Below are 15017 nucleotides of genomic sequence, written 5' to 3'. Positions count from 1 at the left end.
TTATCGGGCTTTCTTCTCAAGGCTCACAAAGCTTTTGCGCATGTCACTGGCCCAGCCATCGAGCACTGGCTTCACGTCGTTGAGCGTGAGCTTCTGGGTGTCGTTTTCCAGCTCCTTGCCGCTGCCCTTGCGCACTACCTGGGCCAGTACTTTCTGGCTGGAACCGTCCAGAAACGCAGCTTCTACTGCAATCACCACATCCTGGTCGCGACCGCCAGCGGCGGTGTTGACTGCTGCTGCCACCAGTGCAATCGGCACCACTTCGTAAGGCCTGAGCCCCTCGTTGCTGGTAGAAACGGCGGTAATCGCCGGGCGCACCACGATGGTATTCGGGCCTGGCAGCTTGGCCAGCGTGAGTACGCTGCCAAGCTCGCGGCGCATGGCTTCATTGAAGTAGCGGGTGATCTCCTGCAGGGTTTGTGCAGAAATCACCTCGGTGGGCTGCGGCTTGGGGTAGAACTGGCTCGGTTCGATGAACACTTTGGTGTACTGGCCGGGCTTGATGGCGGGGTCGATCCAGCGCATGACCGGCGCGCCAGACACGCTTTCAGCTGGTTTCAGCCGGCTGTAGTCCTTGAGAAACCCGGAATAGTCCTTGGGGTCGACCTGGTTGCTTGAGCAGGCGACCAAAGCCAGCAGAGCAGCGCACAGCAGGGTGGTGCGAGGCAGTTGCTTCATGATTGCAGGCGTCCATGAGGGGAGGGGCCAGAACAACGCTAGCAGGTGCTTGGCGGTTGGCCAGCAGCGGCGCCGAAAGGAGTATTGCACGCGGTATGTAGGAGCGGTCTTGTGCCGCGAAAGGGCTGCGCAGCAGCCCCGGCGATTTTCTATGAAGCCGAGCTCTCAGGGCCGCTGCGCGGCCCATCGCGGCACAAGGCCGCTCCTACAGTGCGGCGTTTCTCACCCCAAGGCTTCGCGCAGCCGGTACCACAACATCCCCAAGGCCAGCAGCGGCGAGCGCAGCGCCTTGCCGCCGGGGAAGGTCAGGTGCGGCACGGCGGCGAACACATCCAGCCCACGGCTGTGGCCGCTGGCAATGGCTTCAGCCAGCAGCCTTGCCGTCCAGTGGGTCACGTTCAGGCCGTGGCCCGAGTACCCTTGGGCGTAGAACACATTGGGGTGCTGGCTCAGCCGCCCCACCTGGGGGAAACGGTTGGCGGTAATGCCGATCATGCCGCCCCATTGGTAGTCCAGACGCACGTCAGCCAGTTGCGGGAATACCTTGAGCAGCTTGGGCCGCATATAGGCGCCGATGTCCTTCGGGTCGCGGCCTGAGTAGTGGCAGGCGCCGCCGAACAGCAACCGCCGGTCGGCGGTGAGGCGGTAGTAGTCGAGCCCGACCTTCTGGTCGCACAAGGCCATGTTCTGCGGAATCAACGCCTGTGCCACCTGTTTGGGCAGCGGCTCGGTCGCCACCACGTAGCTGCCGGCCGGCAGCACCTTGCCGCTCAGGCGCGGTTCCAGTTCATCCAGGTGGGCGTTGCAGCCAAGCACAAGGCTGTGTGCGCGCACTTTGCCGCGCGCGGTGTGCAGGGTCACGGTGCTGCCGTGCTCGATACGCAGCACCGGGCTCTGCTCGAAAATCCGCACCCCCAGCCCGTGGGCTGCACGGGCCTCGCCCTGCACCAGGTCGAGTGGGTGCAGATGGCCCGACCCCATATCCACCAGCCCGCCGGCGTACTGGTCGCTGGCAACGATCTCGTGCATGCGCTCCGGGCTCACCAGCCGGGTCTCGTGGGGGTAGCCTTGGGCATTGAGCGCGTGCAGTTCGTGGCTGAAGGCTGCGTACTGTGCCGGGGTGTTGGCCAGCTCGCAGAAGCCCCAGTGTAAATCGCACTGGATGGCGTACTGCGCGATGCGCTGCGCCACCAGGGCCACCGAATCGATACCGGCTTGCTGCAAGTAGCGCACCCCATCCTCGCCAACATGCCGAGCGAAGCCCGACACATCGTGGCCAATACCGCGGATCAACTGCCCGCCGTTGCGCCCGCTGGCGCCCCAGCCGATGCGCCGGGCTTCCAGCAGCACCACCGACAGCCCGCGCTCGGCCAGTTCCAAGGCTGTGTTGACGCCGGTCAGGCCACCACCAACCACGCACACATCGGCGTCCAGGTCGTGCTCCAGGGGCGGATACTCAGCGGCCTGCCGCGCGCACGCCGCGTAGTAGGAAGCGGTGTGTTCAGTCATATGAGGCATGGGTGTACTCGGCTCAGCGGTTGGACTTGATCTTGCTCCAGGCGCGGGTCATCTGGCGCAGTATCCCGGGGCTAGGCATGGTCGAGATGTAGAGTTTGTCCAGCACCTCCTGTGGTGGGTAGATGGCCGGGTTGGCGACCAGCGCCGGGTCCATGTCAGCCTTGGCGTCGGGGTTGGCGTTGGCATAGCCGACGGTGGCACTGACCTTGGCGATTACCTTGGGGTCTAGCAGGTAGTTGATGAACGCCAGCGCCTGTTCGGGGTTCTTGGCGTCCTTGGGGATGGCCAGCAGGTCGAACCACAGGTTGCTGCCTTCCTTGGGGATGCTGTAGGCGACGTTGACGCCATTGCCGGCTTCCTTGGCGCGTTGCGCAGCCTGCAGCACATCGCCGGAATAGCCGAACGCTACGCACACGTCACCATTGGCCAGGTCCGAGACGTACTTGGAGGAATGGAAGTAGGTGATGTACGGGCGCAGCTCCAGCAGCCGGGCTTCGGCCTTGACGTAGTCGCCGGGCTTTTCGCTGCGAGGGTCCATGCCCAGGTAGTTGAGCACCGCCGGGAACAGCTCGTCGGGTGAGTCCATGAAGGCCACCCCGCACTGCTTGAGCTTTTTCAGGTTTTCAGGCTCCAGCAGCACCGCCCAGGAGTCGATCTTGTCGATGCCCAGCGTCGCCTTGACCTTGTCGACGTTGTAGCCGATGCCATTGGTGCCCCACAGGTACGGCACCGCGTACTGGTTGCCGGGGTCGTTCTTCTCCAGTTGCTTGAGCAACGCAGGGTCAAGGTGCTGCCAGTTAGGCAGTTTGCTGCGGTCCAGGGGCAGGAATGCGCCGGCCTTGGCCTGGCGCGCCAGGAAGTGGTTGGACGGCACTACCACGTCGTAGCCCGTGCGCCCGGCGAGCAACTTGCCTTCGAGGGTTTCGTTGGAATCGAACACGTCATAGACCACCTTGATGCCGCTGCTCGCCTGAAAGTCGGCAAGGGTGGTTTCACCGATATAGTCGGTCCAGTTGTACACGCTGACCGTAGGCTGGGCCTGGGCTGCGCCGGTAAACAGCAGGGCGAGGGTCGTGCTGATCAGGGTTTGTTTGTAACGCATGTCGACACCTTGTTGGTTGTTGTTGGAGTTCGGTGCGTGGGGCTGCTGTGCAGCCCAATCGCAGGCTTCGCCAGCTCCCACAAAGACCGCGCACAGCCACAATATCGAGGCCTGACCTGGAGTCCTGTGGGCGCTGGCGACAGCCTGCGATGGGGCCGGGCCTGTCAAACGCTCAACAGCAGGAACTCGCGCTCCCAGGAGCTGATCACCCGCTTGAAGTTCTCATGCTCGGCACGCTTGACCGCCACATAACCCTGTACGAACTGCTGCCCCAGGTACTGCTGCACCACCTCGCAGTCCTCCATGTGTTGCAGCGCATCTTCAATGGTGATGGGCAGGCGCAGGTTGCGCCGCTCGTAGGCGCGGCCTTGCACTGGCGCGCTCGGTTCGAGCCTCTCGACCATGCCGATGTATCCGCACAAAAGGCTTGCCGCGATCGCCAGGTAAGGGTTGGCGTCAGCGCCCGGCAGGCGGTTTTCGACGCGCATTGCCTCCGGGCTGGACGTCGGCACGCGCAAGCCGGCCGTGCGGTTTTCTTCACCCCATTCGACGTTTACCGGCGCCGAGGTATCGGGCAGGAAGCGGCGGAACGAATTGACGTTGGGTGCGAACATCGGCAGCAGTTTGGGGATGTACTTCTGCAAACCGCCAATGTGGTGCAGGAACAGCTCGCTCATGCTGCCGTCTTCATTGGCGAATATCGGCCTGCCGCTGGCGATGTCTACCACGCTCTGGTGCAGGTGCATGGCGCTGCCGGGCTCGTCGGTGATTGGCTTGGCCATGAACGTGGCCGTCACGTTGTGCTTGAGCGCAGCCTCGCGCAGGGTGCGTTTGAATACGGTGATCTGGTCGGCCAGGTCCAGCGCATCGCCGTGGCGGAAGTTGATCTCCATCTGCGCCGGGCCGTCTTCGTGGATCAGTGTGTCCAGGTCCAGCCCTTGCAGTTCACACCAGTCGTACACGTCCTCGAACAACGGGTCGAATTCGTTGGCGGCATCGATGGAAAACGACTGCCGCCCGCTTTCGGCACGCCCGCTGCGGCCCAGCGGCACCTGCAGGGGCAGGTCGGGGTCTTCGCAGCGTTTGGTCAGGTAGAACTCCATCTCAGGCGCCACGATGGGCTGCCAGCCTTTGTCGGCGTAAAGCTTGAGCACTTTTTTCAGGACATTGCGCGGTGACAGCGCGATGGGCTCGCCGTGCTTGTCGAATGTGTCGTGGATAACGATTGCAGTAGGCTCGATGGCCCACGGGATCTGGTACACAGCGCTGGGGTCGGGGCGGCAGATCATGTCGATATCGGCGGCATCGAGCAGGCTGTAGTAGATGTCGTCATCGACATAGTCACCGGTGACCGTCTGCAATAGCACGCTTTCTGGCAGGCGCATGCCGCGCTCATGGAGAAACTTGGCGGTCGGGGCGATCTTGCCGCGAGCGATGCCGGTCAGGTCGCTGATCACACATTCGACTTCGGTAATGCGGTGTTCTTTCAGCCAGGCGGACAGCTGATCGAAGGGGGCGTTCATACAGACCTCTTGGTTGGGTTGTTGTGGTGGGCGGCAAGCTGCGCTTTGCACGCAAGCACTTCCCACAGGTGACGCTGGCGACTATCTTGGCTGCAGCCCGCCGGGGCGATCTATCCACTTTCTTCGCCCATGAATGCACCAGAAGAGTGCACAAGGACAACGCGTGACAGCGCCAACCGCCTTGCAGGTTCAGCACTTTCATACCACCGATGTCGCTGAGCAGACCCGCGCCACGCCAAGCTGGCAGCAGCATTACCAGCAGATGTCGCCGGGCCATTTCAGTGGCCAGTTGCGCTGGTTGGGGCTGGAGGGCGTGCAGGTCTATGAAGAGCACCTCAATACCCGGGTCGAGCAATGCTTCCGCGCCCCCAGCGGCGCCTTGGCGTTCTGTTTCGACCGCAGCGAGAACAGCCTGTACCTGCTCAACGAAGACAGTCGCAATATCTGGATAACCCCGGAGAACTACCAGGAAGTGGCGGTGGTGTTCGAGCAGCCGTTTCTGGCCAGCCACCACCTGGACCTTGAGCGTTTGCGCGGGCTGTTCATGGTGGCGCTGAGCTGCCGGCAGAACGCCTTGTTCGGCAACTGGCTAAGCGCCACGCTGACCCAGCTAGGCCAGGCGGCTTGCCCGGTGCAGGGCAGGGCGCTGGGTGAGCAGTTGCTCGAGGACTGCCTGTTTATTCTCGACAATGCCGGGCACTGCTTGCACGGCGACGCCCGTGAGCGGCGTGATGAGGAGCGGGCGATCATGCACAGGGTCAGTGAGTGGGCTGCCGACTGCCCGGACGAAACCCTCAATTTGTTGCAGTTGGCCAAGGTGGCCGGGGTGTCGCTGCGCCAGTTGCAGCAGGCGTTCAAGGCCTTTACTGGCCTACCGCCAGCGCACTGGTTGCGCCTGCGCAGGCTCAACGGTGCACGCCGGGATTTATTGCGCGGCGCGCAGGCGACCGTGGCCGAGGTGGCCATGCGCTGGTCGTTCTGGCATTTGGGGCGGTTTTCAGAGAGCTATCGGCAGCTGTTTTGCGAGCTGCCGAGTGAGACCTTGAAGCGCGCACGCTAAAGGGGCTTGGCGCAGGCCACCTGATAGTTCTGCCAGTTGTCGCGTGCAGTAAACAAGGGTGTGATGGGTTCATTCGTGGGACCCTGGCCCCGTCGGTAAAACTGCGCGCTGTACTTGACCAGGTTCCTGTTGCTCCCGTGCACAAGGACCTCTCGTATGGCCACTCCTACCAAGCAAACCGCCGTCAGCACTGCAATCAGCGGCGAAGCCGTCGTTCCCTTCATTCTCACCACCCGTCCCGATGGCTATCTGCCGGACATGACCGGCTTTGATTACCAAAGTCTGGGTACCCTTGAGGGCGGCTGGCACAGCCTGTGCCCGATTCGGGCCAGCCGCGACCTGGCCCTTGGCGAGGTCATCCACGCGTTCAAGGTTCGCCCGGCTGATGGTGAAATGCTCACGTTCGAATACACCGCCGTCAAGGGCGCACTGACCGCAGACCTCTGGCCGGCCGCCTTTGCCACGTTCTTGCAGCAGAACGCTCAAGCTCAAGGGTTGAGCGCGGGTGGCTGGACAGCGGACGGGCAACTGGCCGCCAGTGGTTGCGCGGACCTTCGTCTGTGGTGCCGTAATGGCTCCCGTGCGTTCAGCAGAGCGCCATTTACTGGCAACCTCGTCCAAGCCTTGGCGTGCAACGACCAGTACACCGCCATTGAAGGGCAAACGCTCTGCTTGCAAGTCAGAGACCTGAAAACCCAGCACCTGTACGAGAACCACTTTTTTACCGCGCCGGCGAAAGAGTGGGCGCTTGCCTTGTGCAAGCAGATCAACCTCGACAGCAAACTGTTGCGGGCCGGGGAATTGGACGAAAAGACTTGCCAGGTAGCACCTGCAGCGCAGGGGAATGCGTTCTGGGTGGCGCAAGGTTCCGAGCTGTGCGTGACCCTCAACGAAGCCCAATGGTGGACGGGCCAGGACGTGGATGGGGGGCTGGCACTTGATGCCGACAAGGCGGTGCAGGTGTGGGCGTATGATGCCTTTTCCCATCGTTTGCTCGACAGTTTCAGCTGGACGCCAAGCAAGACGCAGTGCGCAGCAGGCAAGTGGCTGACCGCGTTCGGCGCAGCGCTCAATAAATCCGGCTTGGGCGGTTGGCTTCAGGTAGGCAATAAAGAGAAACCGGCAAGCAGCACTGCGGCCAGCCTGTGGCAGCGTGGCGAAGCGATTCGAGTATTCAGTTCGCTGCCGGGGCGCGACAACTGGGTGGAAGGGCCGGCGTTGGCCAGTGCCTGGAAGGCCGAAACGGATGTAGCGCTGGTGACAGTGCGTCACCCGTACAGCCGGGTATTGCTGGAGCAGGCCGTGTTCAAACCTGATCAGCTAAAGGACCAGTCTGCGTGGGAAACAGCCCTGGCCGAGTTCATCGAGAAGCAAGGTTGGCCGCAGTTGCGCGCCTGGCGCCAGGCGGCGGACGGTACTGCGGATAGCGCTGCTGAAGGGACGGGAGATTGGCGGTTGTGGTCGCCGCGCTTTGCTGGGTTGTTGGTGGAACTGGACAACCTGGGGGATGTTGCAAGTTACCAGGATTCTATGTTGGACAGTCGGCGGTTGCCTATTGACACACCGGCAAAGGCAGCCGGTAGCAGTGCGTCCAGTCTCGATAGTCGTACTAAATTCGATTTTACCCATTACGGCTCGCACGGTGCCTTGATTGTTGAGCGGTGCAAAGGTGAAACCGTCTTTGTGTTGAGCGACGCTGCGCGTGCTCGGGGTTATCGAGTACTGAACGTCCGGCGCTGCAATGATAAAAACGTTATTAGTCAATACGCTCCAGCCCATATGGGTATTCAATCCATTATTGCAAACGCGTTTGCGCTTGGGAGCGGTGGTAAATCTGCTTTTTATGTCGATTTTGATTATCCAGACCATGAGGCAGGCGGTGCCAATTTTGAGGTGGGCTACTTAGGCTACCTCGACGATAACTTCCTCTGGCCAAGGGGTACCGCTATTTCCTTCAAGGCACCGGCTGCTCCCCCTGCGTACACGCCAAACAATCACTTGTGTGAGGACTACGGCAACACCTGTGGGTCGGAAGTATTCGACACCGGGGGCGAGAGCGAGACTGGGGTTGACCCGCGCACCGGGTTGTTCCATGCCCACTACCCAATTGCCACACTGCAAGGCTTGCGCGGAAGAGGCCCGGTGTGCGATCTCACTTTGCACTATTCACCTTTGCGGGGTAATGAAGCAGGGCTGGGCGATGGTTGGGCGTGGCGTTTTGCGAGCCTGGAAATACGCGACCGTCGGCTGACGCTGGCAGACGGGGTGACCCTTACCTTTACTGATGAAGAGTGGACCCAGTTGGGTGAAGGGAAGAGCTTGCAAAAGCCCGCCTGCTTCATCAGTTGCACGCAAGATTACACCACCTTCACGCTGGACCTTCCCAGTGGACGGCGCGAGCTATTGAGCGTGCCGCAAGCGGCGGGTGGCGATACCGATGAGCCGAATGATGAGTTCCGCATGGAAATCATCCGTTTGTTAAAGGCTATAAAGAAAAAATCAACACCCGAGTTTCCAGCCAAGCCTTCGACAGCGACCCAGTGGGCGTTAGCCGTACTCTGTGCGGGGGCGTATTACGGCGCGGCGGCGATTGATTACGCCGAGGCCATGAGAAAGTGGCGTGAGAAAACGAAAGAGATTGATCAGCAAATCGCTTATTACCAGCGTCCATTCGTGCAACTACTGCCTTCTGAAATCATGTCACCGTACGGTGAAAAGCTGGAGCTGACATGGAAAAGACAGAAAGGTCAGTTTTTGTTGGAGCAAGTATGCAGTGGTAGTGAGCAACTATTCAAGGCTGTCTATGACCATGCACGGGTCAAGATGAGTATTTGGCCGGGCAGCAGCAGCGAGTGTTTTGATGTGCAGCTGTCGCTTGAGAACTATTTGCTGATGAAGCTGCAGCGGCTTGAGAAAAAACAGGTGTGCCAGCAAGTTAACTGCTCTTACGCCGTCGACCCAACGCTCGATCGTGTGCTGTATCGTTTAGAAGAGCTGGATGGGTCGGTTGAGAGGGTGGAATACCAAGCGGAAAGCGCGCCCTTTGAAGATAAGCGTCCCGCTTTGCCGCGCGTAGGCAAATATATATTGGTTGCTGCAGGTGGCGCGGAAAATCATGAGGTGTCCTATGGCTATGTTGGAAGCTATTCGGAGCCTCAAGGCGGCTATACTGTAAAAATTAGCGCCCTGAACAACAGCCGGCATACACATTATAGTGCGCGAGGAGAGGCGGTCGCCTCTGCAAGTGATAATGAGCGCTTTGTCGACCTTTATGTGAGGGACCCTAATGGTGTATCCAGGTCCGTCAAGAGTGTTAGGATTCTAAAGTCGCACCTGCTTGGTGCGCTAAGGTGGTGTGGATATTATTCGGTGGGTATGTATTTTGACAAACTAAGATTTGTTTGCATCCCCTGGCCCTCTGCTTCTTTGTATTCTCTTGCCGAGGCTGAAGAAAGTTTGGAGGGTCATCTAAGTCGCGTGTATTCTGAAGTAGGGCGGGACGCACGAACTTCCCTGGGCTCAATACATTACACCTCAGCATCGGCGTTGCTGTCTGTATATGTTGACAGGTTTAAGGGTTTTGAAAATGCTAACGGTGAGTATTCGAAATCGTCCCGCTCCAGTTCCAGTTCCAGTTTGGATTCATTTGAAGAGGCGGATTGCTTGTATATTGAGAATTTAATTTCGCTTATTGGTGAGATTTTTTATCCGCCGTTGGAAACAAAGTTTACTGATGTGTTTCGCTGGTTAAACGCGGTTGAGTATCTGCGCGACCTGAAGAACTTTACGAGCGCTTTGGAAGATGAACTCACGAATGAATACATTTCGGATCCTGTCTTGTCCGTCAGTTCTATGGTTTTTAATGCGGGCGCCCAAGTTGAGAAAATAACAGCGACCGAAGGCTCGTTTACGTATCGCTACTATTATCAGGACAAGGGCCAGAACAGCATTGCTCCAGCCTTGGGCTTGCCTGATCTCCCAGCGCTTGCCTGTGGCGAGATTCCCCCCGAGACCACGCCCCCCGTGATGGCCGAGTACCAATGCGACGCCCACGGCAATCCCTTGGGCCTTATCCTGTACGGCTACCGCACCGTCCTGCGCAACGCCCGCCAGGTGATCGAAACCGACACCATCGTCACCCTCGAAGGGGTCAAAGCCACGCTCGCCGCCGACAAGCTGGACGCCACTGCACAGTGGGCGTTCACCACCACTGCCGACGATGTGATCATGCGCATCCACCAGACCTCGACCACCGAACTCAAGGCAAAGACCCGCAACGACGATTGTGCGGTGCAGGTGTGGTCTGCCACGGATATCCAGACCACCCGGGTGGGCGGTCAGTCCATGGCACTCACCACGGTGCAGCATTTCGAGGACAACCCTACACAACCTGGCGTGCAAGTCCGTACCACATGCACCAACGAACTTGGCGAACAGGAGGTCAAGCGCGAACTGCGTTCACGCTACAGCCGTCGTTGCCTCGAAAAGGTCGTCAACAACACCAAAGAGTGCTGGACGCGCGACAGCATGAACCGCGTCCTCGAGCATGCAACCTACAAGGCCGGTTCCGAGGCAGCCTTGGCGTCGACCCAAACGGTGTACAGCGTCAAGCAGGGCTACCTGACCGCCCTTAGCACCGAGCAGGACGGCAGCCAGACCCGGCGTTGGCTCGATGGCGTGCAGCGCGTGTGGCGCTCCGAGTGGCGGCGCCGCACCGGCGACGCCTTCGTTCCGCTGGGCCTGCGCGCCTTCAAGGGCCTGGGTGAAGACGATGAGGTGCTCAGCTTGAACTGGGACTACCTGCCCGGCGGCCTGGCGCTTGCCGAGCCAGGGCAGGCGGTCGAGCTGCCAGGGCAACGCCCCTGGAGCCGCGAGCTGCAGGATGCCGAGGGCACGGTCGAGATGGGCATGGGTGCCGATACGCTGCTGCGCACCACCCAAACCGTGAAACCTCAAGCCGACGGCAGTTTCGTCCGCGAAGAGCAAGTGACGGCTACAAGTGGCGTGGCCCGGGCCGGAGTACGTCGCGAATACGACGCCAGCGGCCGCATTGTCGGGTTTACCCGCACCCTCGATGGCCAATCAAGCACCTGCCGCATGACCCGCGATGCGTTAGGTAGGGTCGTGGAAATGACCCGCCCCGACGGTTCGGTCATCAAGCGTGCTTATGAAGGGTTTAGTAGCCATGTCACCCAACTCAAGGTCGGTGACCAGGTGCTGGCGACCCAGACCCTGGGCAAGGACTCAAGCCTGAAGACGCGCAAGGTCGGCAACCGGAATTATCAGTACGACGGCGACAAGGTGACCTTGCCAGACAACAAAACAGTGATCGATACCGGCACTGAGGGCCAGTACACGGTGGCAGGGCAGTTGCTTTCCGGTCTGAGCCAGCAGGGGTCGGTCAGCACCTTGGCCTGTGAGCCCACTGACCCTGCCGAGCCAGGTTTCAAGACCGGCCGCTGGCAGCACAGCCTTAGCGCAACCCCGCTGCCGGGGCGCCAAAGCCGTGAAGAGAGTACGCCCCGGCGCACGGTCAGCACATTCGAATGGCAGTCGCTGCGCGGGGTTGCCGTGGCGGCGCAACGTGCAGACGGGCATTGCCAGCGGTTGTTCTTCGACCACCTGGGCCGGCCGCTGCGTAGCTGGCAAGACCATGAAGACCTGCTTTACCGCTACGACGACCACGGGCGCCTGACCGAGCGGCGGGTGCAGGCCAGCAAGGCCGGTGCGCAGTGGCAGATCCTCAGCGAGCACGACGTGTTCGATCAAGAGACCCGCCGCACCTTCCGCCACAGCGGGCGAACGGTGTTCGCCCAGTCGCTGGAGTGGCGCGGTGATGGAAAACTGTTGGCCAAACACAGTGAGCGCGAGGGCAAGCGCCTGCGCAGCGAGCGTTACAGCTACGACACCCTGGAGCGCCTGGCCAGTTACAAATGTGAAGCCGAGCAAGCGCTTGATTGCCCAACCGATGAGGGGGGCAAGGCCGTCAAAGAGCAGACCTACACGTGGGACGCGCTAAGCAACCTGACGCAGTGCGTGACCCAGTATCACGACGGCACCCAACGCCAGCAGGGCTTTGAACACGATGCTGCCAACCCGACGCGGCTGACCCGCGTGACCTGCAACAAGGTAGGCGTCGACCTGGCATCGGACGTCAACGGCCAATTGCTCAGCGATCACCGCAAGCAAGCGTTCAAATATCACCCCGGCGGCCGGCTGCGCGCGGTCTGCGACGAGAAGGGCAAAACGCTCGCCCGGTATGCCTATGACGGGCATCAGCGCCTGGCTGCGCAGTACGTTGCAAGCGATCAGAGCACCTGCGAGTTGCGCTATGACGGCGATGCCCTGATCGGGGAGAGCTGGTTCGACAACAGCGGCGCGATGGTGCGCCAGCGCAGTATCAGCACCGGCATCGCCGAATACGAAGGGGCGGCGGTGAACTGGTTGATCGAGGACCCGCAGGCTGGCACGGCAGGGTTGTGCGGTGAGCATGGTGTGGTGCTCACACCTTTACTGCCGTTTGGCGAGGGCACGGCCTGCGACGCCATCAGCAGCGGCTACGATGGCATGCGCCGGGACCCGGTCACTGGCAGCTATCACGCCGGCAACGGCTACCGGTGTTATGTGCCGGGGCTGCACCGCTACAGCCAACCCGACTGGCTTAGCCCGTTTGGCGAGGGGGGCTTGAATGATTACATTCATTGCCCGGACCCGATCAACCTGCATGACCCCAGCGGGGCGATGATGGTCAGCCGCTGGGGCCGGGAGCAGATGCTGGGGCAGTTGGACCAAGCGTTGCGCGATACCCAGCCAATGCCGGTGGGGGGGCGCTGGCGTGGCATGGCGCTCTCGGCGGTGCTTGCAATTGCGGGCGTGGGGATATCGATCCTGACCCTGGGAACGGGATCAGCGCTGGTATTTGCCGCCCTGACGGCGCTGAGTGCGGCATCGCTGGCCCTGGAGGTTTCCTCGGTGCTGCTGGAAGAAAGCCATCCGAAGTTATCGAAAGCGCTCGGGATCGCCTCGGCTGTTACCGGTGTGCTATCGATCGGTAGTGTCGCTGGGGTGTTCAAGCAGGGCGCGGCGATGTTGCGAATGGCGGGCAAGGCGGCGATGCGCGTCATCAACGCCGCCAAGAAAGTGATCAGCGCTGGCTGGAAACTCGCAAAAGTTGCATGGCGTAGTGGCTTCACTGCAGCGCGCAATGCCTTTACTGCCGCCTGGAAAGCCAGAAACGCAGCGCGTCAGGGAGCCAAGGCGGTGTTGAAGGCCGCTCGCGAAACTGCAGGTGCTGGGCTTGGCAGTTTGAGTACGCCTCAGGTGGGCTTTGCGGTGGAAGGGCAGAAGGTGGTGACGGTTCGCGGCTGGCAGGCACGGCTTTATGCACGTACCAGTCAATTCTCGGGTAACGTCGAATTCTGCACCCATATGTTCTCGGTGGGGGTTGCGGGTAAGATTTACCGGGACACTCTGGCGGCGTATGCGTTCGCAGGTGAAGAAGAAGCCAGTGAGCCAGAGGAGGCCAATACGCTACCTGATCTGCTTTGGTTCGAGCGAAGAATGCGCAGCGCGGCAATTGCATGAGCTAGCAGAGTTAGCAATTTGCCATGATGCACACCTTCAGGCCGGTTTTCGGAGCGAAGCTCCGGAGGCCGGCCCCGGAGCTTGGCGAAGGCATCGATCAGTTGCGATCCAGCCACACCGTCTGCGCATTGGTAAACTCACGCACGCCAAAGTGCGAGAGCTCCCGCCCAAAGCCGCTCTTCTTCACCCCGCCAAAGGCCACACGGGGGTCGGAGGCGCAGTAACCATTGATAAATACACCACCGGTATCCAGCGCTTCGGTCATGCGCTCGGCCAGCGCGTAGTCGGCGGTGTAAATGGTCGCCGCCAGGCCAAAATCGCTGTCGTTGGCCAGCTCCACGGCATGCTCGGCATCACGGGCGCTGATAATTGCCGCCACCGGGCCAAACAGCTCCTGCTTGAACGCCGTCATCTCGGGCGTGACGTTGGCAAACACGGTTGGCGCATAGAAATTGGCCACGCCATCGACCTTGTGCCCGCCCAGCAGCAGGGTAGCGCCTTCGGCCAAGGTGGCCTGGACCTGCCCATCAAGCTCGTCGCGCAGGTCGTAGCGGGCCATCGGGCCAATATAGGTGGCGTCGGCCAGCGGGTTGCCGACGGTTAGCGCACGGGTCGCCTCGACGAACTTGGCGGTAAACGCCTCGGCAATGCTTTCTTCGACGATCAGCCGCTTGGCAGCAGCGCAAACCTGGCCGGTGTTCTGGTAGCGGCCAATGACAGCGGCTTTGACGGCAGCGTCCAGGTCGGCGTCGGCCAGTACGATGAACGGGTCGGAACCACCCAGTTCGAGCACGCATTTTTTCAGCGCGGCGCCGGCTTGAGCGCCGATGGCCATGCCGGCGCGCACGCTGCCGGTCAGCGTCACTGCGGCGATGCGTGGGTCGTTGATGGCGCGGGTCACGCCTTCGGGGGTGACGTTGAGTACCTCGAACACCCCTTCAGGCAACGCGGCGCGCTTGAACAGGTCGGCCAGCAGGTAGGCGCTGCCCATCACGTTTGGTGCGTGCTTGAGCACGTAGGTATTACCGGCCAACAGGGCAGGGACGGCGCCACGCAGCACCTGCCAGAGCGGGAAGTTCCACGGCATTACCGCCAGAATCGGGCCCAGCGGGCGGTATTCGATGCGGGCTTTTTCGACCTGGGTCGGCTCGGCAGCCAGCATTGCCGGGCCGTGCTCGGCATACCACTGGCACAAACCGACGCACTTGCTGACTTCACCGCGCGCCTGGCTGATCGGCTTGCCGATTTCGCGGGCGATCATTTGCGCGAACGCTTCTGCGTCGGCCTGCAGGGCATCGGCCAGGGCATTGAGGTATTCGCTGCGCTGACCCAGCGACACCTTGCGCCACTGGCTGTAGCCAACCTTGGCGCGTTGCAGCGCCGCTTCCAGTGCGGCGTCGGTGTCGAAGGCGTAGTGGCCGATCTGCTCGCCGGTATACGGGTCGACGGAGATGGCGTGGGTCAGGCTGCTGATCTCGCTCATGGCGGGTGCTCTGTTGTTATGAATGAGTGAGCTCAGACTAGTGGTGGCGCGGCTTAATGAAAACTGAAT

7 protein-coding genes are annotated in these 15017 nt (G+C 61.1%); 2 read left to right on the top strand and 5 right to left on the bottom strand.

Annotation, left to right across the window (positions count from 1 at the left end; genetic code table 11):
* The 4 genes from HU719_RS08780 to HU719_RS08765 form a co-directional block, all read right to left on the bottom strand.
* Complete coding sequence (locus HU719_RS08780; RefSeq protein WP_186537294.1) at positions 1-678, bottom strand: DUF3313 domain-containing protein; 678 nt, start codon at positions 676-678, stop codon at positions 1-3.
* Positions 679-900: 222 nt separating this feature from the next.
* Positions 901-2196, bottom strand: a complete 1296-nt coding sequence (locus HU719_RS08775; protein WP_186537295.1) for an NAD(P)/FAD-dependent oxidoreductase — start codon at positions 2194-2196, stop codon at positions 901-903.
* A 13-nt stretch (positions 2197-2209) separates the two neighbouring features.
* Positions 2210-3298 carry a polyamine ABC transporter substrate-binding protein gene (locus HU719_RS08770; protein WP_186537296.1) on the bottom strand — a complete coding sequence of 363 codons (1089 nt, stop codon included), beginning with the start codon at positions 3296-3298 and terminating at the stop codon, positions 2210-2212.
* A gap of 164 nt (positions 3299-3462) precedes the next feature.
* Complete coding sequence (locus tag HU719_RS08765; protein ID WP_186537297.1) at positions 3463-4821, bottom strand: glutamine synthetase family protein; 1359 nt, start codon at positions 4819-4821, stop codon at positions 3463-3465.
* 163 nt (positions 4822-4984) lie between these two features.
* Here HU719_RS08765 and HU719_RS08760 point away from each other — a divergent pair, with 163 nt between their 5' ends.
* Together HU719_RS08760 and HU719_RS08755 are read left to right on the top strand one after the other, a co-directional pair.
* Positions 4985-5881, top strand: a complete 897-nt coding sequence (locus HU719_RS08760; protein WP_186537298.1) for a helix-turn-helix domain-containing protein — start codon at positions 4985-4987, stop codon at positions 5879-5881.
* 156 nt (positions 5882-6037) lie between these two features.
* Positions 6038-13465 (top strand): RHS repeat-associated core domain-containing protein, encoded by a 7428-nt coding sequence (locus HU719_RS08755; protein WP_217843700.1) that lies wholly within the window; start codon positions 6038-6040, stop codon positions 13463-13465.
* Between the two features lie 97 nt (positions 13466-13562).
* On the opposite strand, the gene HU719_RS08750 is transcribed toward HU719_RS08755, so the two are convergent.
* The gene (locus HU719_RS08750) at positions 13563-14948 is read right to left on the bottom strand and encodes an aldehyde dehydrogenase family protein (protein WP_186520968.1); all 1386 of its coding nucleotides are present in this window, start codon (positions 14946-14948) and stop codon (positions 13563-13565) included.
* Between the last annotated feature and the right edge of the window lie 69 nt (positions 14949-15017).

Source organism: Pseudomonas farsensis, assembly GCF_014268805.2.
GTDB classification, from domain to species: domain Bacteria; phylum Pseudomonadota; class Gammaproteobacteria; order Pseudomonadales; family Pseudomonadaceae; genus Aquipseudomonas; species Aquipseudomonas farsensis.
Note: the sequence above shows the minus strand (reverse complement) of the source record. Positions and strands in the feature narration are given on the sequence as shown.